This is a genomic window from Paenibacillus massiliensis subsp. panacisoli DSM 21345 (genome assembly GCF_000426545.1).
GTDB classification, from domain to species: Bacteria; Bacillota; Bacilli; order Paenibacillales; family Paenibacillaceae; genus Paenibacillus; species Paenibacillus panacisoli.
Genome location: NZ_KE384535.1, coordinates 212,077 through 235,979 on the forward strand (window position 1 = coordinate 212,077; position 23,903 = coordinate 235,979).

A 23,903-nucleotide genomic window follows, 5' to 3' on the forward strand; every position below is an offset into this window, starting at 1 on the left:
TAATACTTAAACAAACGTCTAACTTATCACAATACTCCGGAGGAGATGGAATACATGAAGCGTATGGTCAAAATAGGAATCGGAGGAGTCCTGCTCACATCCATATTTAGCGCGGGGGCTTATGCCGCAACGGTAGCTCCGCAGGTTTTTGTCCATGGCAACCGTATTCAGAGCAGCGCAGCACCGAAAATCATTAATGGATCAGTCTATGTACCACTTCGCTCCATATCAGAGGGCTTAGGGGCAGATATTCTGTGGGACAATAAGAGCAAGGCGGTATACGTCAACTCTGATGTGCAATTCAAAGCGGAATCGGGCAGTGTAACCTATGTCAACCAGCGCAACATGGCATTCAATTGGATTATGGCCTATGATGATCGCAGGCAAGAAGATGTACTCGCATTAGCGGCAACTGGATTCAAAACTGATATTTACAATGAGAGCTTTCCGGCCGGTACCTACAATATGGGCAGTATTGTCGACATGCAACCCGTGAACCGCACTGACAATACCCTAACTGTACGAATCGTACAACGAGTTACCGCAGAGGACGATTACAACGTCAAGGTAGAGCAATGGAAATTCACGTTTGCGGGAACGGATAAAATTCAATCGGTGATGATTGTACCGAAATCGACGCAATATTTGGATCGTTATACTCTGTTTCCAGGAACGAGCTTTGGAGAGTAATACTACATACCGACAAACTAAATACAGGAGCATGAGCATGAGCATGTCAAAATACGTTGAAATTGCTTACCCCATCTATGAAGGAATGCCTGTGTACCCAGGATTGCCAGAGGTGAAAATAGAACCAAGAGAGAGGTTGGACAAAGGAGATGACTGGAACGGAAGTGTACTAAGCATCTACCTCCACGCCGGTACCCATGTGGATGCTCCGTGGCATCATTTGAATAACGGAAAGGGAATAGATGCTGTTCCTATTGAAGACTTTATCTACAAAAAACCACTATTCATTGATTGTCCGCTCGGCCCGAATGGCTTCATCACCATCGACAAACTGAAGGAATATGAAGACTTGTACGAAGCCGATATATTGTTATTCAATACGGGTCATTGGAAATACCGGGACACGGATTTCGAGAAATACGCTAATGATTTTCCAGCTGTATCTCCCGAGGCTGCCGAATTCATCCGTAAGGAGCTACCACAATGCAAGGCCGTAGCCATTGACACCTTGAGCATCGAGAATCTGACTGAGGCCAAAAGCAACGGGTATTTTGTGCACCATGCATTCTTGGATCATGAAAAGTATGCAGAGCGGACCATGCTAATCTATGAGGATATTAATCCAGCTCCTTTAATCGGGAAAAAGCTCATTTCTGCCTTTACCGCACCACTTCGCATCAAAAACCACGATGCATCTGTAGTTAATATCATCGTTGAGATTGAAGAGTAGTTCAAAAGCTGTAAGCTTCGCCATCATCAGGTACTAGCAGCTTCGCCTCGATGCCATGATCTGCCGCAAATGCTCTGAGTTCTTCTCTGGACAGAGTCCAGTGGTTAACTGCCTCCATATGGACAGAGATGATCGTGGCATCGGGCGCTGCTTCATGCACCTCGTGAATATCCTCCTTACCCATCACCAGAGAGCCGCCCTGCAAAAATTGGTTATCCCCGCCATTGACGACAATAATTTCAGGGGCATAAGTATCAATTGCTTCCTGTACATACGGATTCCAGACCGTGTCTCCGGCTGCATAGAGTGTCTTCTCGGTAGGATGCTGCATGACAAATCCGCACACGCTACCAGTAAATTTCAGGATGTCACCTCTACCATGCTCGCCATGGGTTTTGGATATGCGAATATCACCCAGGAACGTATCCTTGCTTAGCACCTCAAGGTTGTGAAAGCCTGCCTTGCCAACCTCGGCAGCGTCGGCTTCATTTTGCACGAATAGCTTAATGTCCTTCGGCAGCGCCTGTATGGCGGCTTCGTCGTAATGATCAAGATGCAGGTGGGTGAGGATCACCGCGTCAACATCTATAATCTGCTCTATAGGCCAAGGTAGGCCGACCAGCGGATTGTTCTGATCCTGACGAAGAGAGTTGGGGAAGGGCGGGTACGCGCCTTGCTCAGCCAGAAATGGATCGACTAGAAAGCGAGTGCCTGCAAATTCTATGATAAGAGTAGCATTTCTTACGAGTGTTATTTTCATATGGAGATCTCCTTTTGTTTGATAGCTCCAGTGTATAGGATGGACAGTGCGTAGTTACATGGATAAAATCAAGTCATTGCAGGCTTTTACTTGATTATTGAAAATCATGCTGTGATCTCGGCGTCATGTGGTCGCAGTTGAATGCTGCATCGTAGTATGATCGCTAGCTGAAGACTAAGAGCTTGGCAGATTAGGAAGGATGAAGTGGAATGCTGGATCAGACAGACATGCGGATTTTGGAGGAGCTATCCGGGAATAGCCGCATCACGATGAAGGAATTAGGGGAGAAGGTCCACCTTACAGGCCAAGCCGCAGCGGCAAGAGTAGCGAAGCTGGAGGACCAGGGTGTCATTGAGGGATATACGATCAAGGTAAATCAGGGGAAGCTGGGATGCCATATCCATGCTATGATTACGATTTTTACGAAAAGTCCCAACCATCAGCCTTATTTAGACTTTCTGGAGATGTACCCGCAGTATGTGATTCGGAACTACAAAATTAGTGGGGAAGGCTGTTATTTGCTGGAGTGTCGGTTTCCTTCCAACGAGGTGCTGGATCAATTTTTGACGGAGCTGAACCAGCATGCAAATTACCGACTGTCCATTATTATTAAAAGCTAGGAATTAGAACTACACACAGTGGCAGACAATTATCGTTTTCTACGTTCATGCTTACCACTGTGTATAGTATTACTTTTTACACGTATCCGCCATTCACTCGGAGTGTTTGTCCAGTTACCCAGGCGGATTGGTCACCTGCCAGAAAAGAAATGACATTTGCGATATCCTCCGGCTCTCCGATCCGACCAAAGGAGTTCATATTAGCGATCGACACAATCTGCTGCTCTGTTTTGTCCGCATTGAACAACTCTGTATTAACAGGACCCGGCGCGACCGCATTGATGGTGATATTCTTCTGACCGAATTCCTTGGCTAACTGCCGAGTAATTTGCTCCACCGCGCCTTTAGTGGCAGCATAAGCGCTGTAAGTTGGTAGCATAGCCCCAACAACTGACGTGGAGAAGTTGATAATTCGGCCGCCTTCTTCCATATGTGTCATCGCCTGCTGACAGGCGAAATAAGTACCCTTTACGTTGATGGCGAACAGGCGATCAAATTCCTCTTCTGTAACGTCAGTCAAAAGCTTATATAGAATCACTCCAGCGTTATTGATTAGAATATCAATCTTGCCAAATAGAGCAATGGTATCGGTAAATAATCGTTCTACATCCTTGAGTTTGCTTACATCAGCCTGAACAGCAGCCGCAACTCCGTTCGCATCTATAATTTCCTTGACCACCTGCGTGGCATGCTCTGCACTACGGGCGTAATTGACGACTACTTTGGCATCGAGACCTGCTAGTTGTTTGGCAATGGCACTACCAATGCCTCTGGATGCACCTGTTACAATCGCTACTTTTCCTTCTAGACTCTTCATCTGGAACCAACCTTTCTTCCTGTAATTACAATCAATTATAGATACTTGGGGCGACGTACAGGTAACCTATTCGTCCTCTATTCTTGCTCAATCCTGCACGAAGAATTATGATGTGTTACAGGGAGGGGACAAATATGGTACACAAACGTAAACAACAGTCGCCTGCTCCTTCAGTGCGGCGGCAATTTTCCGAAATGGTGTTGCGGGCAGCAAGTCAAGATGGTTTGCAGGCAACTGCAATACCAGCACTAAGCTTCATGCGCGCCTCGTCTGTCTCCGAGCCACTACCTACACTTTATGAGCCTTCCCTTTTTGTCATCGCTCAGGGAGCCAAAGCTGTCACGTTCGGGGAAGCAAGTTACATTTACAATACCGATTCCTACCTTGCAGCATCTGTGAGTTTGCCCATTACAGGGCAGATCATTGAAGCATCGTCGGAAACACCATATGTATGTGTTAAATTACGATTTTCCGCAGATCAAATTATAGACATTGTGCAAAATATGCCTCCACTTGATTTAGGTCCCCAACTGAATCGTGGAATTTCTGTCTGCAGGGTCAGTGACGGGCTGCTGGATGCAATGATGAGACTTGTGTCGCTGCTGGATACCCCACAGGACATTCCGTTCCTCGCGCCACTTATTATTAAAGAGATTCTATACCGAGCTATTCTTGACGACCCGGACCGATTAGTCAGCCAGATCGCAGTGGGTAGCGATAATGCAATCGCTATCACCAAAGCGATAGCGATTATTAATGAGGACTATGCCAAGCCACTACGAATTGATGAGCTGGCCAGAGCGATCAGTCTCAGTCCGTCGGCTCTGCACCATCAGTTTAAACGGGTCACTGCGATGAGCCCACTGCAATATCAGAAGCAAATTCGATTGCAGGAGGCCCGACGCTTGCTGATTGCCGAATCGTTGGAGGCAGCCGATGTAAGTTACAAAGTAGGTTATGAAAGTCCCTCCCAATTCAGCCGAGAGTATGCACGTATGTTCGGTTTGCCCCCGATCAGAGATGCCAAACGTCTCAGAGATACAGTGAGCAATGAGGGAAGGATGAACTGCTCCAGCCCATGATGATATCGGGGGGGTTGCATAATAGATTTAAATGTGTATAATTCAAAGGACAATTGAATGATGAATGTTTTCTAGGGTTCCGCGGCGACGTCGTCGGACTGGTCCGAGAGAAAACTCACAGCTATTGCGCTGTGCCACGGAGGGATAAAAGCCTGGGAGATAAACTGCTTAAGCAGCAGTTTTCTCTTGGGCTTTTTTTGTTGTGTACGGTAGCTTCTTGCTTCATAGCCCTCTAAGAAATTGTTCAATATATCCATATTAAGGAGGCAAATGAATATGAACAAAACCTGGTTGTCTGTCATTATTGCTGCATTATTTGAGGTGGGCTGGGTCATTGGACTAAAGCATGCTACTGGTGCACTGGAATGGGGCCTTACCCTGATTGCAATCATCATCAGCATCTCGCTCATGATTGCAGCCGCGCGCTCCCTTCCGGTAGGGACTGTGTACGCTGTATTCGTAGGTCTCGGTACAGCCGGGACAGTCCTGGCCGAGATTATCCTATTTGGATATCCGGTACAGGCTGGCAAGCTAGTGATGATCGGCGTCCTCTTATTAGGTGTCATTGGGCTCAAGCTGTTGAGTAAATCAACACAGAAGGAGGTGCAATAACCATGAACTGGTTCTTTCTCATTCTCGCAGGTATATTCGAAATGTTGGGTGTACTGATGATAAATAAGCTTCATCGGGACCGTAATGCTCTTTCGTTAATTTTGTTAGTGGCAGGCTTCGGACTGAGCTTCTTGTTCCTGACTCTGGCTATGGACACGCTGCCTATGGGGATCGCCTATGCGGTATGGACGGGAATTGGAGCCGCTGGCGGTGCGGTTTTGGGCATGATCTTCTATGGCGAGCCGCGAAACATCCTAAGAATTCTATGTATAGTGATGGTACTTGGTTCGGCTGTGGGGCTAAAGTGGGTGAGCTAGCTTGAATAGGTGCAGGTGCTTGTAAAATAAATTTACTTGTCCCCTTGACCAGTAACTGAAGTAGCTTACCCAGATCAATGTGAGAATAGAGCCACTGTAAATGGGTAGCCCTGTCGACGACGGCTAAGCTTGTTGTGCTGCTTATGAACATACGCAGCTGATGACAGCAAGCAGATGACAACAGAGGAAAAAGGAGGAGAAAGCAGATCGCTTTCCTCTCCCATTTCAGCTTAGTGATACCTCGGTATCACTAGTGCAAATACAGTCTATTAATGGCGTCCCATATAGGAGGAGCCCATTCCACTGTTATTGTTGGAATAGCTGTGCAGGCCACTGTTCATGCCTTGGTTATTTTGAATGGCTGCATATTGATGCTGCTGATTGGAATAAGCTTGAGCTTGGGATACCGAGTTGGACAGCTGCTGAGCGAGCGAGGAGATTTGTTGCAATTGTTGAATCGCAACCTGATGTCCTTGAAGCGCATGTTGAATCGTCTGGGCAGCCTGCTGCTCACGTTGTGCGAGCTGCTCCAACTGGGCAGCATTGCTTTGCTCCTGACGCAGCAATTGCTCATATTGCATAGAAGCTTGTTGTGTCTGTTGTGTCAACTGCTGTACGAGCTGTGAAATTTGTTGGGATGACATGTTCGAATTCATGACTTACCTCCGTTGTATATGTGTATTGGGTTACCGGACCTAGTATGGCTTTATCAGGAAATGAATTATGCATGTTCAACGTAAATTCTCATGTACCACGGGAATAAGCAAAAAGCTCCGCTACGCCAGCGCCTCTCATGTGAAGAGAGACGGGCATAATGGAGCTTATATACACAAAGTTCAAGCATAAGCGCATAAAAATCAATTCATGATTCGCGCTAGTCTTGCCTTAGGAGGCGCAGCCTTCACAGGCTACATAATTATCTCCCACTTGCTTGCTGATCGCAGTAAGATTCCCCAGTCGAATATCGCTTTCGTCTGTGAATTCCAGATCGGCAATGCGCGGAAGGATGAGCTCAGCAGCCTCTTCCTTGCTGGTCGCCATTTGGCTGAATTCAGAAGCCTCTCCAGTCGAGATGACCTCGTAAGTAAATGTATATCTTAATGTCTCCATCGTGTATAACACACTCCTTTCCGAATCCTATCATAGCATCTCTATCACTTGCTTCCAAGAGCGAAGAATAAGAATGGGTGCTGAGGCACTACAATCTATCAGTGTGACAAATGTCACATTATAGACTATTTTAGAGTGATCTCGATCACAAAACAGGCGTCTAGGCTTTTCTATACTTGGTTACAACTAAGAGCGAAAGGATGCGAAAGGATGCTAACTCAGCAAACGATTGCTACGATTAAATCTACTGTTCCTGTCATGGAGGTCTACGGTACACAGATTACTTCTACCTTCTACAAGCGCATGTTCGCGGCTCATCCCGAGCTGCTGAATATTTTCAATCACGCCAACCAAAAGCAGGGGCGTCAGCAAGCAGCTTTGGCTAATGCAGTCTATGCTGCGGCCAAGCATATCGATCAATTGGAGGCCATCCTGCCTGTTGTACGACAAATTGCCCACAAGCATCGGAGTCTGGGCATTTTGCCCGAGCATTATCCTATTGTAGGCGAGCATTTGCTCGCGGCTATTGCTGAAGTACTCGGCGTACAGGCAACAGAGGAAATCCTGCAGGCTTGGGCAGAGGCTTATGGTGTAATTGCCAATGTCTTCATTAGTGTGGAGGCTGAACTATATCAAGAAGCTGAAGCGCAGAAGGGAGGCTGGTCCGGATTCCGGCCCTTCCGTGTGGAGCGCAAAGTCCGGGAAAGTGAAGTGATTACATCCTTCTATCTGATACCTGCGGATGGCGGTGCATTACCAAGCTTTCAGCCAGGGCAATATATCAGCGTCAAGATGAACATCCCAGATGATACGTATACCCATATTCGCCAATACAGCCTGTCCGATGCACCCGGAAGACCTTATTACAGAATATCGGTGAAGAGGGAGGATGGATACGCTGAGCGCCCGGCCGGAAAAATATCGACGTATCTGCATGAGCAGGTAGCTGAAGGTGATGTACTGGAGCTATCAGCGCCAGCTGGGGAGTTCGTATTGGATGAGCAGGACAGTCGACCTGTAGTCTTGATTAGTGGAGGAGTGGGGCTGACTCCGATGATGAGTATGCTAAATACGTTGTCTGAAAGATCTCCATCGCGAGCAGTAACCTTCATCCATGCAGCCAAGAATAGTCAATATCATGCCATGCGCGAGGCTGTTGAGGAGCTGACACTTGCCCATGCAAATTATCAGGCACACTGGGTATATTCTGCTCCATCGGAGGAGGATCGCTCGGCTAGTCGATATTACAAAGAAGGCTATATCGATCTGGATTGGCTGCGAGGTGTTATACCGGATCGAGAGGCGGCTTTCTATTTCTGCGGCCCAGTCCCGTTCATGAAGACGGTGTATCAGGCATTGCGGGCATGTGGGGTGCCTGAGCAGGATATTCACTTTGAATTCTTCGGTCCTGCTGCGGATCTGCACTAACCATCATCTGAGGGTGCGAACACCCGTATTTAAGATTTTTCAGCTGTCAGATATAGTTGCTTATTACACTTGCCATCATGCATCTTCTTATTACGATATTCCAATAAGCTTGACAGAGGGTCCCACGAGCCGCTTATTGGTTGGTGGGACCTCGTTTTTTAACAACGAATACGGCACCTCTATCATTTTCCATATTCCTTATGAATAGCGCTGCAAGAAAGAACTCACCAATCGGGGATTGGTCATCTGAGCTGCAGATTGATTTTCCAATTCCTCAGCCTGGTCATCATCCGTCATCGACATGAAAAAGATAATATCTTCTTTGGATTGTCCATATTGTGTTAGAAGTGCATCATCCGTCTCTCGAACTACCTTAGCTATGATTTTGACCATTTCATCTCTGTAGTCCGATACATTCTCGGTGGCATACAAGAATCTGCTGATATGATTGAAATGTGTTGCTTCACCATATTGGTATTCACTGATTCCCCATCTGTAATAGTTCTCATCCTCCTCGCAATCGCAAAGGTCTTGAGCCCTCATGTTCGCTAGGTGTCTGGCAAGCGATTCCTCCGTATTCACAGCCAGGAACAAGGTGACAAAATCACTGTCTGTCCCGAATGCACAGGCGTAGACCTTCTCACCCTTCACTTCCTCCAGCGTATTTTTGAGATCATCCAAGAATCCTGCTCTAAATCTATCCTCAAATTCGGTTAAAAAATCACTCATACGCTTCGCAACACCTTTCTTATAGCTGAGTTGGCTCATATTGCTCCTTCAATCGCTTCATATCCGAAATAGGTGGTGCTCCGAACATGCGGGCGTACTCACGGCTGAATTGTGAGGGGCTTTCGTAGCCTACTCGAAATGCGACATCCGCTGCACCTGCCGATTCGGACATGAGCAGACGGCGCGCCTCCTGAAGTCGCAGCTCCTTGATAAATTGAAGGGGACTCATGGCGGTTACTTCTTTGAAATTACGATGGAACGTAGATACACTCATGTTGGCAATTTGCGCAAGCTCGTCTACCCGCAGTGGCTCATCATAGTGCTGGGTAATTTGCTCGATTGCATTTCTGATGCGATAGGTACTGCTTCCTTCCAGAGCAATCTGGGCAAGACGGGCACCATGCGGTCCCTGTAGCAGCCGATACAGAATTTCTCTCGTGATCATGGGGGCCAGGAACGGGATATCCTTGGGGCTATTCAGCAACCGGGCGAGTCTCAGCGTGGCATCCAGCAATTCAGCTTCAATCTTTCCTACAAATAAAGCCCGCTTCGATTCTTCCTTGGAGCTTAGCTGAATATCCGCTTCCGTCAACGTGTCCATAATCTGATGATGCGTAAATTCCAGCTTGAAGCTTAAGTAGGGAGCATCGGGCGAGGCGTTGATAACTTGTCCCACGACAGGCAGATTCAGCGATGCAATCAGATAATCCGCAGGATTATACACAAATCGCTCCTGTGCCAGCAAGACCTGCTTCGAGCCATTGGCAATGACACAGAAGCATGGCTTATACACACCGTAATCCGGCTCCGTCATGGAGGAATAACGGACGAAGTACAAGGAGGGAACGGCTGTCTCCTGACTACCTTCCCTATGACAATAGCGCTCCATCAGCTCGGCGAGCTCAGCTTGCTGCTGATGCATTTCATTCGTCATGATGACCTCCTGTGATCGTTAATCAGCTCTATTATAATCGAATCGGGGACGCTATATGAATAGTTGTGAGAGGATTAGGCAAGGAATTAATACAATCAAGATAACAGTCTTCTCATAAAATTCGGCATAATAAGATCATAGCAGTGAGCAATTGTTAGATGTTGAAGAGCAGTAATTATATTTTTGACTACAATGATACAAGGGAGTGTGCATGTAATGGAATACGTAAAGCTTGGTAATACAGGTCTGGATGTCTCTCGGATTTGCTTGGGATGTATGGGCTTTGGCGACCCTTCACGCTGGATTCACCCATGGGTGCTGGATGAGGAGCATAGTCGTCCTGTCATTAAAAAAGCATTGGACATGGGCATTAACTTTTTCGATACTGCGAATGTCTACTCCCTAGGAGCTAGTGAAGAGGTGCTGGGCCGTGCCCTCAAGGATTATGGCCAACGGGATGAGCTCGTCATCGCTACGAAGGTGCATGGACGGATGCATGAAGGACCTAACGGCGGAGGTCTCTCCCGCAAAGCAATCATGAGTGAGATCGACAAAAGCTTGAAGCGTCTGGGGACGGATTACGTGGATTTGTATCAAGTTCATCGTTGGGATTACACCACTCCTATTGAAGAGACGATGGAGGCGTTACATGATCTCGTCAAAGCTGGAAAAGTCCGCTACATCGGAGCATCTGCTATGTATGCATGGCAATTCCAGAAGGCCCTGTACGTTGCTGAGCGTCATGGCTGGACAAGATTCGTCTCCATGCAGAATCACCTCAACCTGTTGTACAGAGAAGAGGAGAGAGAGATGCTTCCACTCTGTAGAGAGGAGAAGATTGGTGTGATCCCTTACAGTCCACTGGCGTCTGGCAGATTGACCCGCGACTGGGAAGTTACAACGCATCGGTCCGAGACTGACCAGATTCAGAAATCCAAATACGACGCGACTGCTGATACGGATCGCGTCATTGTGGAGCGTGTAGCGGAGATTGCGGAGAAGCACGGTGTACCGCGTTCACATATTGCTCTGGCCTGGCTGCTGCAAAAACAACCTGTCTCAGCCCCAATCGTCGGTGCTACAAAAGATTCTCATCTGGAGGATTCCGTAGCTGCACTTGATGTAACACTGACACCGGAAGAAGTCACCTATCTGGAAGAGCCGTATGTACCGCACCCGGTGGTGGGAGCTATCGCCCCTAAATAAAACGGATAGATGAACAGTCCAGCACTTGCGGACCTCAGAGCTGTAATAGCTTTGAGGTCCGCTGTTTTTGTCTACATAGTTTTGGTCGTCTAGCCCTATGTTGTTTGTGTGAAGGCTAATTAATCATAAGGACTTGGATTGATCGTCAGGAACGCTTGTTCTATAATTGATAGAGCTAGACAGGATGGGGGCGTGGAAATGTGAATATCGATATTCCTAAAATTCAGATTGAACAGCTTGAGCCTGCGGGATTGCAAGAGCTGGTGTCCAAAGCCGAATATCACAATCAGATCATTGAACATATCACCCTTGAGCATCAAGAGGCCATCAAGACCTCCTTCGACAAGGTGCTGTTCAGAGACGTGACCATTCGTGAATCTACTTTGGAGCACTTTGAGTTTACAGATGTAATTTTTGAAAACTGTGATTTCTCAAACGTAAATCTATCACATGCCTTCATGCACCGTGCGTATTTTCGGAATTGTAAATGGATGGGGACGGATTTCGGCAGCAGCCGCTTGCAGCATGTTAGATTTGAGTCGTGCGTGGGCGATTACGGGTATCTTCGTTTCTCTACGTTGAAGCGAGTGATGTTCGATGAGACCTCACTCGTACATGCGAATCTGGCTGATCTGACCACGAAGGATATTGAACTCAGGCAATGTCATCTGAACCATGCAGTGCTGAGCGGGACCAAGCTGAACCAGATTGACCTTAGTGATTGCAGCTTTGATGAGTTAATGGTTGAGATTGAGGATTTGAAGGGCTGTATCATTTCTCCATATCAGGCGTCTACTTTTGTGGGCCTGCTTGGTATGACAATTAAATAGAAAAGGGAGTGGGCGCGAATGTACCAGCATGTGAATCAGGTCTATGATGCTGTGGATTTCAGCAGTCAGCAGCTAAGAGATGGGGAGTTAATCAGCTGTACCTTCAAGCGCTGTAATTTTGCTTCGGGATCACTGGAGGAGATCGTGACAACCAACTGTCGCTTCGTCGAATGCAGCTTCCGTGGTGCGTCATTGAACGGCTCTATACATACTGAATCAGCCTTTGAGAATTGCAGCTTCATCGAAGCGAATCTATTCGTAAGCAAATTCGATAATTGCAAGATGACAGGCTCGGATTTCTCGGGTGCGAATGTAGATGGTATTACGATTCTGCTCGGAGACTGGTCTTATACGAACTTAAGGTACGCACGGCTGACTAAGCAGGATTTACGAGGAGTACGTTTTGATGAAGCTGATCTATCCGCGAGCAATCTGGAAAAGGCCGATCTGAGAGACTGTGAGCTCACGAAGACTGTCCTGGCACAGGCCAACCTGCAGGGGGCGGATCTCAGAGGAGCTAATATGAGTGGGGTGGATTTCACGACATTCTCTGTTAAAGGTGTGCGAATGGATCGAGAGCAAGCCGCCCTGCTGGCTACGGCCCTTGGGGCCAAAATCGGTTGATGCCACTGGATTGAGCCGCTGCAAGCGGGGAGCCCTGTCGACTACTGTTAAGCTTGCTGTTCTTTTGAACGAAGTTGACAAATGGATGAACAGCAAGCTTAAAGGCGGCCACTTCGTTTCTCTAGGGCTTTCCCGCTTTCCGCTAATCACGTTCTCTGCAGATTTTTCAAACCAGAAATCGTATGCAGTCAAGGTAATAATCTGCTATCAAATTAATTAATTTGCTAAGTTGTAGTTTTGTCCAAACGGTAAAAGCCAATAGAGCAGCGTTCTCTAATGAAGAATCGCTGCTCTATTTTTGTTTTTTATAGATGATAGGATCATTCCGTTTAAACACGATTGGCACAATGCTCTGTGTGCGGAGCGTCCTCCCAAAGTGACTACGTACAATCTACCACATCGACATCCTGACGCTGCTTAGGCCTCATACCCATAAGCTTCGAACTGTGTGAGCGCAGGGAAGAGGGCAGGGTCATCAGATTTGATCAGCTCGCCCAGCTTGACCCACTCCACAGTCTTCGGCTCGAACGTAATGGACTGTGCTTTGCCCGACTTGATCAGACTCGGTGTCAGGACACTTCCGTCGGAGAAGGTTAAGGTGACCTTCTCCCAATAATTATCATGAGGGAAATCAGCACGAAGGTATAATACAATCTTATCAATCTTTACGCTACGGCCAAAATCAAGGGTGAATTCTGCGTCTGCCTGCTGGTTAATCCCCCAGGACTCAAAAGGCCACTCTCCGTGCGAGTACGTTACGGTGTTGCCATTGATCGCATTGCGAGCAGCGAACACGGCCTCGCCGCGAGTCTCCACGTTGGCTGAAGCATGTGGGAACAAGGTGCTGTTGGTATGATGATCGTAATCGTTTCTGGCTAGATTCTTATAGGCTGCGACTTCTTCCGCTGTTGCTACCCGTGCTGTAAGCAGATGAAGCTCACCGGAGAAGGATTTTGGTGAATAGGATGTTTTCTTCTCGGCGAAAGGAATCAGAAGACGATACTCCTGTCCACTGCAATACACAAAGGTCTCGCTCATGGCATCGTCCAGCTGGATATACAAATAGGAGTGGACCGAGGAGCATCTCAGCACAATAGAATCGCCGGGCTGATAGGCTTGGGCATACACCAGATGTGTCTTCTCGGAATCCGTGTGCTCTGCAAGGATATTTCCTTCCGCATTTTGTACTTCAATTGTTAGCTTCGTCATAGTACACCTCATAAGTTACCAACCTATTTATTCTGCTATGGATCAGGCCGGAATTTTAATAAATCGCTTCCAATATAGCATGCCACTGTCTCCAAAAGTCCCGCTCTGTATCACAAAAATCACGTTTTATTGTTCAGTTAAAATGGGGGAGTTTGCTTTCCTTGGTCTTCATTCTGAACTTCAGAGGAGTCAGACGATAGGTTCGCTTGAAGCAGGCTATGAAGTGGGACACATTCTGAAACCCGATCTGATTGGCAATCGCTTCTACTGGCTGCGAGGTCGTCTCCAGCAGGTGGGCTGCCACCTTGATTCGCTTGGCTGCTAGATACTCACTCAGGTTGCTGCCAGTCTCCTTTTTGAACAGGCGAGATACATAGGACCTTGTCAAGTGCAGCTCATGTGCGAGTTTGTTCAATATATCTGATTCCATGTAATGCGTCTCAATCCAGTTCATAATAATCTCCGAATACTCTTCTGGGCGCCGACCCAGAGAGGGCTTGGCCTCTGATATGGGGATCAGCTTTTCCATCGCCGTCAGTAACCGCAGCATGAAGACAGTAATCTCCTCCTGAGAAGCACCTCGATCTGTATGAGCCAGTTGCTCATAATCTGTCATACATTGCGCGAATTGCTCCAGTTCCTCCCCCAGATCAAATGCACGTTCGATGTCACTGGCGTAGCACAGGCGGTCAAACAACTCACGTCGCCGCGGAAAATCATGCAGATATTGTTCAATATAAGGATGATTCAGATGAATGACAGCTCTCTCATATGCGCAATCCTCTGTTATTTTGGCATATACCTTATGAATCTCGAAGGGCTGAAATACAAAGAGCATACCCTTTCTAATCTGATAGGTCTGATTATTCATGACGACGATGCCGTCACCGTTATAGATAATCAATAGCTCACAGCATTGGTGCCAATGATAGAAGCTAATGTTCGGAGTTCGGGTCACATGGCGATCCGTCCATACGATGGGTGCACCGTGAAATGCTACTGATTCAAAGCCAAGAGACATGCTGTAGCCCACTTCCACTAGAATTTGCTTTTAGTGTAGCACTGATGATAGCGTTATCACAAGTGAAATGAACCGTTATTTCTGTTGTATAAATCCACACTTTTCAAGATTCTAGCATGCTATACTGAGGTCGCTAATCGAGTCCAGTGGACTTTTAACGTTTTGTTATAGTCCTCATGCACTCATATAGATGTAGGGTCACCGCAGTTGCAGGAATGTAAGAATATATGAACGAAGGTGGGGCTGTGCTCTATGCTGACATTAGATCAATCTACGGAATGGCTGCAGGATGTGCTGCAAAGAATGACAGACAAAATGGATTGGGTAAGCGACAAATCCAAAGATAAAATTCCCTATACCACGATTCAGGGTGAGCATGATGATCGGGGGACGTGGAATCCTAGCGGTACAGCCGACAATGGTATCAATTGGTGGACGAATGGCTTCTGGGGCGGTATGCTGTGGCAGATGTATCACGTTACTGGTGAGAACAAGTACAAGGAGTATGCCAACCTGTTGGAGGATAAGCTTGATCCGTGCTTTGAGCAATTCTACGGTCTGCATCATGATGTAGGGTTCATGTGGCTGCCGACCAGTGTGGCAAATTATCAATTAACAGGCAATCCTGATTCACGAAAAAGGGCACTTCATGCCGCCAATCTCCTCGCCGGACGCTATAATCCAATTGGGGAATTCATCCGTGCGTGGAACGATCTCCCGAATGAAGATACCCGCGGTTGGGCAATTATCGACTGTATGTTCAATATTCCACTCCTTTATTGGGCCAGCGCAGAGACTGGAGATCCTCGCTTCAAGCACATCGCCATGAAGCATGCAGACACTGTGATGAACAGCTTCGTCCGACCCGACGGCTCTGTCCATCATATTGTGGAGTTCGATCCTTTCGTGGGTGGTGTGGTCAAAACCTATGGTGGGCAGGGATATGAGGACGGCTCAGCCTGGACACGGGGGCAGACTTGGGGATTGTATGGCTTCATGATGAGCTACAGGCACACAGGCAAAGAAGAGTATCTGCATACTGCCAAGCGCATTGCTCATTATTTTATAGCTAATATTCCAGCAGACGGCATCATCCCGGTTGATTTCAGACAGCCCAAGGAACCCGCTTACGAGGATTCTACCGCTGCCGCTATTGCAGCATGTGGGTTAATCGAAATCTCCAAGGTAGTCGGGCCCTATGAAAAGGAACTGTACCTTGGAGCGGCATTGAGATTACTGCAAGCACTAGATGGGACGCGTACGGACTGGAGCACAGATAACGACTGCTTCCTCAAGAACGGCTCCGCATCCTATCACAACAAGGAGCATCATCAATCAATCATCTACGGTGACTATTACTTTATGGAAGCGATACTGAAGCTGAAGGGTCAGGATCTGTATTTTTGGTAAGAGAGATTAGCGATGCTATAGCTCAAAAAAAAGGGGATGCCTCGCCAATACTGGTCCGGGCATCCCCTGTAGTGCATTAGATGTTCCTACGTGATATTCTCAGTCACTTGCAGATACGGTAGCTGTATCCTGCTGAGAGGGGAGATCATAGATCACGATCTCATCCTTGTATCGCTCCATATCTGCCGGGCTGCAGTGTACGCTCATCCGGGTACCTTCATCCTCGTGGGACATTGAGGTGACTTCAGCATAGCTCTTGAAGTAAGAGACGATATGACCCTTATCATAGGGAACAAGAATCTCCAATTGGACTTCATCATGGAATAGGCGCTCGGTCAGAATGTTCGATAATTCATCGATGCCTATGGCTTGGTGTGCAGACAGGTAGATGGCATCCCCCTCAATACGTGGGTAGGACTCATGGGTTAGATCTGCTTTGTTATAGACCATGAACTCCTGAACCTGATCTGCGCCCAGCTCACGCAAGGTCTCACGTGTTACTTGAATGTGGGCCTGCTGCTCTGGATGAGAGGAGTCAACAACGTGCAGTAGCAGATCCGACTCCGCGACTTCCTCAAGAGTAGAACGGAAGGCCTTGACCAGATGATGCGGCAGCCTGCTGACGAAGCCGACGGTATCCGTCAGTACGATCGAGCGATTGCCCTGCAGACGAATGCTGCGGGACTTCGTCTCCAGTGTAGCAAATAGCATATCATGTGCGAAGACCTGCTTGCCTTGACCAGGGTGATATCGTTCCAGCATGGTGTTCAGCAGCGAGGACTTGCCCGCATTGGTGTAGCCTACAAGTGAAACGACAGGCACCTCATTCTTGCGGCGTTGCTTACGTAGCTGTTGGCGTCTTGCAGCTAGCTTCGTGAGCTCTGCTTCGAGCATCGTGATTCGCTCCTCAATACGGCGGCGATCCAGCTCCAGTCGAGTCTCGCCTGAACCACGATTCTTTAATCCAGCCCCGCCCCCTTGGCGTCCCAGGCTCTCACGACTGCCTACCAGTCTTGGCAGCATATATTGCAGTCGAGCTACTTCAACCTGTAGCTGAGCCTCACGTGTCTGAGCACGCTCAGCGAAGATCTCCAGGATCAGCATCGTGCGGTCGATAATCCGACAGTCGAGGACAGCCTCCAGATTGCGAATCTGCGAGGGGGAGAGCTCATCGTTGAAGATAACAGCCGGCGAGTCATGTGCCTCCAGCATGGCTTGCAGTTCCTGAAGCTTGCCGCGGCCAATGTAATAAGATGAGTGAAGGCGTTCAGCCTTCTGCGTCAATTCTCCTACGGGTTGTAGATCGCAGGCTGTCGCCAGATTAGCCAGCTCCTCCATGCCGTATTCAAAATCCGTCTGCCGCTGTAATTGAACACCTACGAGTAATACTTTGTTACGCTTTTCTTTCATATATGAATCATCCTTTCTTATTGTCCATTCGGGTAGTACATCTAATGCAGAGTATTCGGCCCCAAGAAGCACAAAAAAACACAGGCAAGGCTGCCTGTGTGCATAAGCAAAAGGAGATCAGTTGGTTGATGGAGTGAACCCATACCGTCACATTCCTAGAAGACGAGTAGCGTAGCAAGAGAAGGTTGGTCCGTAGATTGCGGATGTACAACCAGTAGCTACGTATTTTAGATAAGCCTTGAGCTCGAAGCCTAGTCCAGAAGGGGGGCGTACAGAAGGTTCAGCTTACTGGAATTGCAAGCATAATCATCCGTTGACCTGATGAATTCATGGACGTGAAGCGTTAGATGAAGGCGATTACTCGTCATAGCAGGGGAGACATAGCTCTTCTAGTCATACAAAGGGAGCTGGCAACCCTGCAGAATGGGTAAGTGGACAGACCTATCCTGATTCCTCTGCCTACGGGCAGATCCTTGGGGCAAGTTCTAAATTAGCCACGCAAAGTGCGAATCCGGATAAAATGTATCACACCTAACCCTCCGTTCATGTAAAAGTATACCAAATATAGCATGGGTTACGGCGCCCAGTCAATGGGATTAATGAAGGAGATGAGGAACTAGTATGAAATGCTACTGAATGTCTGCTTCATTTATGGCAAATCATGATAAACAGAAGCATGTTTTAGGGTTGATACATACATAAAATTCCTTTTAATGAATCTTTATCACAATATTTGGTTAATGATATAACGTGAAAAATTACAAGGCATCATCAGATGGATTTTATAGATGTTTTGAAGGGTTATGCATCGTAGGAATCCCGGGGGATGATCGCTGGAGATTTCGCGTGTTGTAGAGGGTTATAGAAGCCTTAAAAATCGTATTGATTTTAAACTATTGGTGATTTATATTTGTCATCAGTCGATCGAAAATATGTGTGCATGCCGCAATAAAATGGAGAGTTCTGTGGAGTTTATTCTAACTTTTCTTGTTATATTGTTATTTACAAAAATGGCCGGGGATGTGTCTGTACGTATAGGACAACCAGCGGTTCTCGGAAAGCTGATTGCAGGAATTGTATTGGGACCTGCGCTGTTGGGTGTAGTGCAAAGTAATGATTTCATTCACTATTTCTCTGAAATCGGCGTCTTGCTCCTAATGTTCATAGCGGGCCTGGAGACGAATTTGGAACAATTGCGCCGCCAATGGAAGCCAGCCTTTGCAGTGGCTGTTGGTGGGATTATTCTACCCTTTATTGCAGGCTCCGCGGTTGCAGGTATGTTCGGATGGGGACTGAATTACACCTTGTTCATGGGTGTGCTGTTCAGTGCGACTTCTGTTAGCATTTCAGTACAGGTACTTAAGGAAATGAATCGGCTTGATTCTCGTGAAGGAACGACTATATTGGGCGCAGCTGTAGTGGATGACGTCCTGGTCGTGATCCTGCTGGCTGTGATGATGAGCTTTCTCGGAGCGGGAGAGCAGACAGCGCTAGGACTAGTTGTTGGTAAAAAGCTAATCTTTATTGCCGTTATAGTGGTTGTAGGCGGTCTAGTGGTCCCCAGACTTATGAAGTCATTGTCCAGGCTTAAGGTTAGTGAGCCGATTATTTCGATCGCGCTGATTATTTGCTTTGGATTTGCCTATTTTGCAGATCTTATGGGGATGGCAGGAATTATTGGCTCCTTTGCAGCAGGGCTGGCTGTCTCACGGACGGAATTCAGAACCACTGTGGAGAAGAAAATCGAACCCATTGCTTATGCCGTGTTCGTGCCCGTTTTTTTTGTAAGCATAGGGCTAAACGTCTCCTTTGAAGGTATACTTGATCAGCTTGGCTTTATGGTGATTCTGACAGTTGCTGCGGTTATATCCAAGCTACTCGGGGGCGCACTGGGGGCCAAAGTAACAGGCTTTTCCAATCAGAAAGCCTTTGCTGTCGGAGCAGGGATGGTCTCCCGCGGAGAGGTGGCCCTGATTATAGCAGCCATGGGTCTGCAGAGTGGACTGCTATTACCAGAGTACTTCACTTCTGTAATTATGATGATCATAATCACTACTTTGGTGGCACCACCGCTGCTCAAAATCTTTTTTGTCGATAAAATCAATAGGAATACATCGCTTAAACAGTAGCATTTCTCTGGTAGTTTTATTATTCCAGTTCCTTAATCTAAATACCTTCGAGAGAATGCTGCCATGTCGTGAGATATGGAGATGCTCTTGGAGGTGTTTTTTTGTTGCTAGGAGATGTGTTTTATTCTTAGCAAAAGTAAGGTACTCGGCAAGTAACCCAATAATAACGGGTTCGAAATAAGATTCAGCATTTATTATATTGGAAAAGATGGAGTTTTTCTCAAAAAAAGTTATATTAGAGTTGTAAGCGTTGTCATCAAATTAAACATAAAGGAGAGTGTACTTATGAAAGTAAGTAGCAGAATGCAGTGCATCGGAAAAGTAAGCATATGTATGCTGTTGCTGTGGTCTTGGATCATGGTGGCAGGAGCAGGACAAGCTGGAGCTGAGCCCGTATTTCCAGGAGCAGTGGGATTTGGGACGGATACGCCAGCAGGCCGGGGTGGGAAAGTGATCAAAGTTACGAATCTGAACAACGAAGGACCAGGTTCATTTCGTGAGGCATTGGCGGCTAAAGGGCCGCGTATAATCGTATTTGAAGTCGGCGGAATCATTGATTTGGAGAAGGAGAGATTGGATCTAAGAGAGCCTTATGTAACTATTGCAGGTCAGACGGCCCCTTCGCCAGGCATCACATTCATACGAGGAGGTATGCAGATCCGTACACATGATGTGCTAATGCAGCATGTCCGATTCCGCATGGGAGATGCTGAGAGTGCACCGGGTTCAGGCTTTGAGCCGGATGTGTCCACTTATGGTGCCTCTGCGTATAACATTGTTATTGATCACTGCTCCTTCTCCTGGGGTGTGGATGAGAACATGTCTTTCTCCGGTCCACGAACGAATGGTCCTGAAGCGACTACACGCAGAGTAACGCTAAGCAACAATATTATCGCTGAAGGCTTGAATCATTCAGTACACGAGAAGGGCTCTCATTCTATGGGTACACTTGTTCATGATTATGTCCAGGATGTGGCTGTAATCGGTAATCTGTATGCCCATAATATGGAGCGTAATCCGTGGTTCAAGGGATTCGCGACGGGCGTCATTGTGAACAATGTGATCTATAATCCGGGAAAATGGGCTATCCGTCTCGGCTATGTGGAGAAGGAATGGGCCAATACAGGCATTACACCGGAAGGACCAAGGGTCAGTATTGTTGGGAATTATTTGCGGCACGGTGCAGACACGGTGCAAGGATTGGGACTGGTAGGTACGAACAGTAAGAGCGGCTCAGCCTATCTTGAGGATAATCTTGCTTATGATCAGAAAGACAAGCCTGCTCCGCTGACATTTGGCGGGATCGTAGAACTCAGCAATCCTCCTGTGTGGATTCAAGGGCTGAAAGCTGTCCCTGCTTCGGCAGTCTTGAAGGAGGTTACCACGCGTGCTGGAGCAAGACCTAAGGATCGTGATGCTACGGATCAGCGAATTATCTCCGACGTGCTTGCAGGTCGAGGAGAACTGATTGATAGCCAGGAAGACGTAGGAGGATACCCGGATTCGAATCCCACTTATCGCACATTACATGTGCCTGAACAAGGGATGGATGAATGGTTATATCAATTTTCCAGAGAATTGGAGTAATAGCATTGCAACTTCTGGTAGAATCATTGTGGATGATGCCATCGTGGCAATGAGCCAAGCGTATTTTGCTAAATAAGAAGTGAGGTGTGCTTGTACTTGGAGAATCACGAGCAATTAATTGGGGGACGAAGTGGTAAAATTCAAAAGATCGGCAGGTTAGTCGTGCGACCTGCTCAGGCTTGGACTAACGATGTTCATTCCTTTTTGCGTTTTGTTCGTGCCGAAGGAGCTGAATTTGTTCCCATGCCTTATGGCATGAATGAATTGAAGCAGGAGCAGGTCTCCTATATGCCTGGCGAAGTGTTCAACTATCCATTGCCTGATCACATGCTGGCAGACTCCATGCTCGTATCGGCAGCAAGGCTATTAAGGACCTTTCATCAATACAGTGAGAGGAATCTTGCTCATCTGACGGGGCAGGAGCACTGGATGCTGGAGAAGGTAAGCCCGATTGAGGTCATGTGCCATGGGGATTTTGCTCCTTATAATGTTACAATTATTTCGAATCAGGCGGTGGGGATGATAGATTTTGATACGCTGCATCCCGGACCAAGAATGTGGGATGTCGCCTATGCGGTCTATCGTTGGGTACCATTTAACGCTCCCATGCATCCAGATGCTCAAGGTGACTTGGACGAGCATATCCGAAAAGCCCGACTGTTCCTTGATACTTATGGAATTGGCCTGGAGGGTAAGGAGTCATTTGTCCGCATACTTATAGAACGGCTTGAAGCCCTAACCCAATTCATGCGAAATGAAGCCAAGCAGGGGAACGAGGATTTTCAGTCTCATATCCAGGATGGACATCTGAGTGTGTATGTGAATGATATGGAGTACTTACGCAAGAATGAGCAGCAGATAACAAAGGGTATCATAGTCTAGTGTATTAAGGAAGATCAGCGAAGCGGATATCTCCTGTGAAAGGGGAATTCCGCTTTTTTTGCTGCCAGATAACCTCAGGTGAGTGTTTAGATATAAGGGGCACATATACGATTATGTCGTTAATGGGTTCCGTCAAAATTAATAGATCACTAAAAAAATTAGACTAAACGTCAACATATTTATGTAGTGTTATAGGTACATGGAACTATAAAAAACGCTTTTTTAATCTAAATTTAAAGAGTTAATAATAGAGAGTGTAAGCAGTGTTATTAATAAAATTACCATTAATTAGGACGATAAAATCAACAGTGGTAAAACATACAATTTAGACTGCGAAAACATGTTCATTTTGTTAGCATCATGTTAAGGATATGTAAATAAAAAATCTTTTGATACCAAGGCGTTTTTCTGAATAATCAAAATTTTTAATAGTTATTTTTACATACTGCATGAATATAGAAAGTATGATTTTAAAACAAAATAACACTCCGCAAACATCAGGTAATTAATTCCAAAAGTGAAAAAAAGTATTTGAAAAACCGAAATTAAATGTAATAAATTGCATTAACATATATATTTATGAATTGGATAAATTAGGTTCTTTTGTCCCATGCCAAGGCGATTTAAAGTTTGTATATTTAAAACCAGTTAGAAATTGCTGGAAGAATACATCCATTACAAGGATTTCCCTGTAATAGATGTATCATCCTGAATTGAATAGAGAATGGAGGTATCCATGTATGATGAATCGGTCACAACGCTGGCTGGCGAAGACCGTAGCTCATCCGGCTGAGAGACTGCAATTATTTTGCTTTCCTTATGCCGGCGGGGGCGCTTCCATATTTTCTTCGTGGAAGTCCAGACTTGCCCCGGATATTGCGGTGCTACCCATACAGCTTCCTGGACGTGAAGGTCGCTCCATGGAAGAGCCTATGGAGCACCTACAAGATATCGTAGACGCACTGGTTCCGGCCATGATTCCTTATGTGCACAAGCCATTTGCTTTCTTCGGTCACAGTATGGGCTCGTTACTTGCTTTTGAGACAGCCAGAGAACTGTATATCCGTACAGGCCAGCTTCCCGTCCATCTGATTGTATCGGGCAAATCCGCACCGCAGCTTCCATATTCTAAAAAACGGCTTCATGAGCTCGCGGACGATCCATTCATTGAGGAGCTTCGTTTGATGCAGGGAACTCCCGAGGAAGTGCTGCAGAACAGAGAATTAATGCAACTGATCATGCCGCGCCTACGCGCAGATTTCAAGGTCTGTGAGAGGTATGAATATAAGCAGGGGAATCCGCTTTCCTGTCCGGTGACTGTGTTCGGAGGACGTCAGGATGTTGAAGTCAGTACGGACTCGCTACAGGCTTGGCAGCAGCATTCAACCTCGGCGATTGAGGTACATATGTTTGATGGCAATCATTTTTTCATTCATGAGCAAGAGCAGGAAGTCATCCATAAAATCGTTAATATCCTGTTGGGCTCAGCAGAACATAAGCACGCTGCAACATACACAACATATCGCTCTAACTAACCTACACTCTAATACACCCGCAGCTCCAAGTATTGTAACCACAGCTTAGACACAAGCTAAATGTCCACCTATCGCAGCTCTACGCGAACACGATCATGGCAGCTTACACAACAGCTAACATGCAATATACCACACACTCATATGAAATCTTAGCGAATGCACCTACCGACATCTCTTAACAAGGCACTGTGCTCTAAGCCGTGTCTTAGTGAAACTGCTGGCACCAAGAAA

The 23,903-nt window shown here is 46.8% G+C and carries 24 protein-coding genes and 1 riboswitch; of the genes, 15 read left to right on the plus strand and 9 right to left on the minus strand.

Features of this window, described 5'->3' with window-relative positions:
- The first annotated feature begins 54 nt into the window (after window positions 1–54).
- Both K331_RS0126535 and K331_RS0126540 read left to right on the plus strand, forming a co-directional pair.
- The gene (locus tag K331_RS0126535) at window positions 55–690 is read left to right on the plus strand and encodes a copper amine oxidase N-terminal domain-containing protein (RefSeq protein ID WP_028592643.1); all 636 of its coding nucleotides are present in this window, start codon (window positions 55–57) and stop codon (window positions 688–690) included.
- A 37-nt stretch (window positions 691–727) separates the two neighbouring features.
- Window positions 728–1,420 carry a cyclase family protein gene (locus tag K331_RS0126540; protein ID WP_226383706.1) on the plus strand — a complete coding sequence of 231 codons (693 nt, stop codon included), beginning with the start codon at window positions 728–730 and terminating at the stop codon, window positions 1,418–1,420.
- Between the two features lies 1 nt (window position 1,421).
- Here K331_RS0126540 and K331_RS0126545 read toward each other — a convergent pair whose 3' ends face one another.
- Window positions 1,422–2,180, minus strand: coding sequence for an MBL fold metallo-hydrolase (locus K331_RS0126545; RefSeq protein WP_028592645.1), 759 nt, complete (start codon window positions 2,178–2,180; stop codon window positions 1,422–1,424).
- Between the two features lie 209 nt (window positions 2,181–2,389).
- On the opposite strand from K331_RS0126545, the gene K331_RS0126550 reads away from it, so the two are divergent.
- Entirely contained in the window at window positions 2,390–2,800 is a 411-nt protein-coding gene (locus K331_RS0126550; protein ID WP_028592646.1) for an Lrp/AsnC family transcriptional regulator, read from the plus strand.
- A gap of 76 nt (window positions 2,801–2,876) precedes the next feature.
- Here the strand turns inward: K331_RS0126550 and K331_RS0126555 are convergent, their stop codons facing one another.
- Window positions 2,877–3,617, minus strand: coding sequence for an SDR family oxidoreductase (locus K331_RS0126555; protein ID WP_028592647.1), 741 nt, complete (start codon window positions 3,615–3,617; stop codon window positions 2,877–2,879).
- A gap of 134 nt (window positions 3,618–3,751) precedes the next feature.
- On the opposite strand from K331_RS0126555, the gene K331_RS30680 reads away from it, so the two are divergent.
- The 3 genes from K331_RS30680 (at window position 3,752) to K331_RS0126570 (ending at window position 5,628) form a co-directional block, all read left to right on the plus strand.
- The gene (locus tag K331_RS30680) at window positions 3,752–4,699 is read left to right on the plus strand and encodes an AraC family transcriptional regulator (protein WP_051290061.1); all 948 of its coding nucleotides are present in this window, start codon (window positions 3,752–3,754) and stop codon (window positions 4,697–4,699) included.
- 60 nt (window positions 4,700–4,759) lie between these two features.
- A riboswitch (guanidine-I (ykkC/yxkD leader) is annotated at window positions 4,760–4,860 on the plus strand.
- A gap of 115 nt (window positions 4,861–4,975) precedes the next feature.
- Window positions 4,976–5,311, plus strand: coding sequence for a DMT family transporter (locus K331_RS0126565; protein ID WP_028592648.1), 336 nt, complete (start codon window positions 4,976–4,978; stop codon window positions 5,309–5,311).
- Between the two features lie 2 nt (window positions 5,312–5,313).
- The gene (locus K331_RS0126570; RefSeq protein ID WP_028592649.1) at window positions 5,314–5,628 is read left to right on the plus strand and encodes a DMT family transporter; all 315 of its coding nucleotides are present in this window, start codon (window positions 5,314–5,316) and stop codon (window positions 5,626–5,628) included.
- Between the two features lie 269 nt (window positions 5,629–5,897).
- On the opposite strand, the gene K331_RS30685 is transcribed toward K331_RS0126570, so the two are convergent.
- Both K331_RS30685 and K331_RS0126580 read right to left on the minus strand, forming a co-directional pair.
- Window positions 5,898–6,284 (minus strand): hypothetical protein, encoded by a 387-nt coding sequence (locus K331_RS30685; RefSeq protein ID WP_084165589.1) that lies wholly within the window; start codon window positions 6,282–6,284, stop codon window positions 5,898–5,900.
- A gap of 229 nt (window positions 6,285–6,513) precedes the next feature.
- On the minus strand, window positions 6,514–6,738 hold the full coding sequence (locus tag K331_RS0126580) for a hypothetical protein (RefSeq protein ID WP_018882893.1): 225 nt from the start codon (window positions 6,736–6,738) through the stop codon (window positions 6,514–6,516).
- Window positions 6,739–6,948: 210 nt separating this feature from the next.
- Between K331_RS0126580 and hmpA the strand changes: the two genes are divergently transcribed.
- Entirely contained in the window at window positions 6,949–8,166 is a 1,218-nt protein-coding gene (gene hmpA, locus K331_RS0126585; protein WP_028592650.1) for an NO-inducible flavohemoprotein, read from the plus strand.
- Window positions 8,167–8,364: 198 nt separating this feature from the next.
- Here the strand turns inward: hmpA and K331_RS0126590 are convergent, their stop codons facing one another.
- Complete coding sequence (locus K331_RS0126590; RefSeq protein WP_028592651.1) at window positions 8,365–8,895, minus strand: DUF4303 domain-containing protein; 531 nt, start codon at window positions 8,893–8,895, stop codon at window positions 8,365–8,367.
- A gap of 19 nt (window positions 8,896–8,914) precedes the next feature.
- A complete protein-coding gene (locus K331_RS0126595; protein ID WP_028592652.1) occupies window positions 8,915–9,829 on the minus strand; it encodes an AraC family transcriptional regulator in 915 nt (304 codons plus the stop codon).
- 216 nt (window positions 9,830–10,045) lie between these two features.
- Here K331_RS0126595 and K331_RS0126600 point away from each other — a divergent pair, with 216 nt between their 5' ends.
- The 3 genes from K331_RS0126600 to K331_RS0126610 all read left to right on the plus strand — a co-directional run bounded on the left by K331_RS0126600 (window position 10,046) and on the right by K331_RS0126610 (window position 12,489).
- Window positions 10,046–11,035: an aldo/keto reductase gene (locus K331_RS0126600; RefSeq protein ID WP_028592653.1), complete on the plus strand. Its 990-nt coding sequence runs from the start codon at window positions 10,046–10,048 to the stop codon at window positions 11,033–11,035.
- Window positions 11,036–11,235: 200 nt separating this feature from the next.
- A complete protein-coding gene (locus tag K331_RS0126605; protein WP_028592654.1) occupies window positions 11,236–11,865 on the plus strand; it encodes a pentapeptide repeat-containing protein in 630 nt (209 codons plus the stop codon).
- Window positions 11,866–11,883: 18 nt separating this feature from the next.
- A complete protein-coding gene (locus K331_RS0126610) occupies window positions 11,884–12,489 on the plus strand; it encodes a pentapeptide repeat-containing protein (RefSeq protein ID WP_028592655.1) in 606 nt (201 codons plus the stop codon).
- A gap of 417 nt (window positions 12,490–12,906) precedes the next feature.
- Here the strand turns inward: K331_RS0126610 and K331_RS0126615 are convergent, their stop codons facing one another.
- Both K331_RS0126615 and K331_RS0126620 read right to left on the minus strand, forming a co-directional pair.
- On the minus strand, window positions 12,907–13,698 hold the full coding sequence (locus K331_RS0126615) for a DUF7402 domain-containing protein (protein WP_028592656.1): 792 nt from the start codon (window positions 13,696–13,698) through the stop codon (window positions 12,907–12,909).
- Window positions 13,699–13,831: 133 nt separating this feature from the next.
- Entirely contained in the window at window positions 13,832–14,719 is an 888-nt protein-coding gene (locus K331_RS0126620) for an AraC family transcriptional regulator (RefSeq protein ID WP_028592657.1), read from the minus strand.
- Window positions 14,720–14,971: 252 nt separating this feature from the next.
- Between K331_RS0126620 and K331_RS0126625 the strand changes: the two genes are divergently transcribed.
- Window positions 14,972–16,129, plus strand: a complete 1,158-nt coding sequence (locus tag K331_RS0126625) for a glycoside hydrolase family 88 protein (protein WP_028592658.1) — start codon at window positions 14,972–14,974, stop codon at window positions 16,127–16,129.
- A 99-nt stretch (window positions 16,130–16,228) separates the two neighbouring features.
- Here the strand turns inward: K331_RS0126625 and hflX are convergent, their stop codons facing one another.
- Window positions 16,229–17,539, minus strand: a complete 1,311-nt coding sequence (gene hflX, locus K331_RS0126630; protein ID WP_028592659.1) for a GTPase HflX — start codon at window positions 17,537–17,539, stop codon at window positions 16,229–16,231.
- A 965-nt stretch (window positions 17,540–18,504) separates the two neighbouring features.
- On the opposite strand from hflX, the gene K331_RS0126635 reads away from it, so the two are divergent.
- The 4 genes from K331_RS0126635 (at window position 18,505) to K331_RS0126650 (ending at window position 23,672) form a co-directional block, all read left to right on the plus strand.
- Window positions 18,505–19,668 (plus strand): cation:proton antiporter, encoded by a 1,164-nt coding sequence (locus K331_RS0126635; protein WP_028592660.1) that lies wholly within the window; start codon window positions 18,505–18,507, stop codon window positions 19,666–19,668.
- Window positions 19,669–19,953: 285 nt separating this feature from the next.
- Window positions 19,954–21,255 carry a pectate lyase family protein gene (locus K331_RS0126640; protein ID WP_028592661.1) on the plus strand — a complete coding sequence of 434 codons (1,302 nt, stop codon included), beginning with the start codon at window positions 19,954–19,956 and terminating at the stop codon, window positions 21,253–21,255.
- 96 nt (window positions 21,256–21,351) lie between these two features.
- Window positions 21,352–22,137, plus strand: coding sequence for an aminoglycoside phosphotransferase family protein (locus tag K331_RS0126645; protein WP_051290062.1), 786 nt, complete (start codon window positions 21,352–21,354; stop codon window positions 22,135–22,137).
- 740 nt (window positions 22,138–22,877) lie between these two features.
- The gene (locus K331_RS0126650) at window positions 22,878–23,672 is read left to right on the plus strand and encodes a thioesterase II family protein (protein ID WP_028592663.1); all 795 of its coding nucleotides are present in this window, start codon (window positions 22,878–22,880) and stop codon (window positions 23,670–23,672) included.
- Window positions 23,673–23,903 lie beyond the last annotated feature (231 nt).

What these genes read in the sequence shown, in the direction of transcription:
- K331_RS0126535 (WP_028592643.1), top strand. Translation starts at nt 55, where the DNA reads ATGAAGCGTATGGTCAAAATAGGAATCGGAGGAGTCCTGCTCACATCC.
- K331_RS0126540 (WP_226383706.1), top strand. Translation starts at nt 728, where the DNA reads ATGAGCATGTCAAAATACGTTGAAATTGCTTACCCCATCTATGAAGGA.
- K331_RS0126545 (WP_028592645.1), bottom strand. Translation starts at nt 2,180, where the DNA reads ATGAAAATAACACTCGTAAGAAATGCTACTCTTATCATAGAATTTGCA.
- K331_RS0126550 (WP_028592646.1), top strand. Translation starts at nt 2,390, where the DNA reads ATGCTGGATCAGACAGACATGCGGATTTTGGAGGAGCTATCCGGGAAT.
- K331_RS0126555 (WP_028592647.1), bottom strand. Translation starts at nt 3,617, where the DNA reads ATGAAGAGTCTAGAAGGAAAAGTAGCGATTGTAACAGGTGCATCCAGA.
- K331_RS30680 (WP_051290061.1), top strand. Translation starts at nt 3,752, where the DNA reads ATGGTACACAAACGTAAACAACAGTCGCCTGCTCCTTCAGTGCGGCGG.
- K331_RS0126565 (WP_028592648.1), top strand. Translation starts at nt 4,976, where the DNA reads ATGAACAAAACCTGGTTGTCTGTCATTATTGCTGCATTATTTGAGGTG.
- K331_RS0126570 (WP_028592649.1), top strand. Translation starts at nt 5,314, where the DNA reads ATGAACTGGTTCTTTCTCATTCTCGCAGGTATATTCGAAATGTTGGGT.
- K331_RS30685 (WP_084165589.1), bottom strand. Translation starts at nt 6,284, where the DNA reads ATGAATTCGAACATGTCATCCCAACAAATTTCACAGCTCGTACAGCAG.
- K331_RS0126580 (WP_018882893.1), bottom strand. Translation starts at nt 6,738, where the DNA reads ATGGAGACATTAAGATATACATTTACTTACGAGGTCATCTCGACTGGA.
- hmpA (WP_028592650.1), top strand. Translation starts at nt 6,949, where the DNA reads ATGCTAACTCAGCAAACGATTGCTACGATTAAATCTACTGTTCCTGTC.
- K331_RS0126590 (WP_028592651.1), bottom strand. Translation starts at nt 8,895, where the DNA reads ATGAGTGATTTTTTAACCGAATTTGAGGATAGATTTAGAGCAGGATTC.
- K331_RS0126595 (WP_028592652.1), bottom strand. Translation starts at nt 9,829, where the DNA reads ATGACGAATGAAATGCATCAGCAGCAAGCTGAGCTCGCCGAGCTGATG.
- K331_RS0126600 (WP_028592653.1), top strand. Translation starts at nt 10,046, where the DNA reads ATGGAATACGTAAAGCTTGGTAATACAGGTCTGGATGTCTCTCGGATT.
- K331_RS0126610 (WP_028592655.1), top strand. Translation starts at nt 11,884, where the DNA reads ATGTACCAGCATGTGAATCAGGTCTATGATGCTGTGGATTTCAGCAGT.
- K331_RS0126615 (WP_028592656.1), bottom strand. Translation starts at nt 13,698, where the DNA reads ATGACGAAGCTAACAATTGAAGTACAAAATGCGGAAGGAAATATCCTT.
- K331_RS0126620 (WP_028592657.1), bottom strand. Translation starts at nt 14,719, where the DNA reads ATGTCTCTTGGCTTTGAATCAGTAGCATTTCACGGTGCACCCATCGTA.
- K331_RS0126625 (WP_028592658.1), top strand. Translation starts at nt 14,972, where the DNA reads ATGCTGACATTAGATCAATCTACGGAATGGCTGCAGGATGTGCTGCAA.
- hflX (WP_028592659.1), bottom strand. Translation starts at nt 17,539, where the DNA reads ATGAAAGAAAAGCGTAACAAAGTATTACTCGTAGGTGTTCAATTACAG.
- K331_RS0126640 (WP_028592661.1), top strand. Translation starts at nt 19,954, where the DNA reads ATGAAAGTAAGTAGCAGAATGCAGTGCATCGGAAAAGTAAGCATATGT.
- K331_RS0126650 (WP_028592663.1), top strand. Translation starts at nt 22,878, where the DNA reads ATGATGAATCGGTCACAACGCTGGCTGGCGAAGACCGTAGCTCATCCG.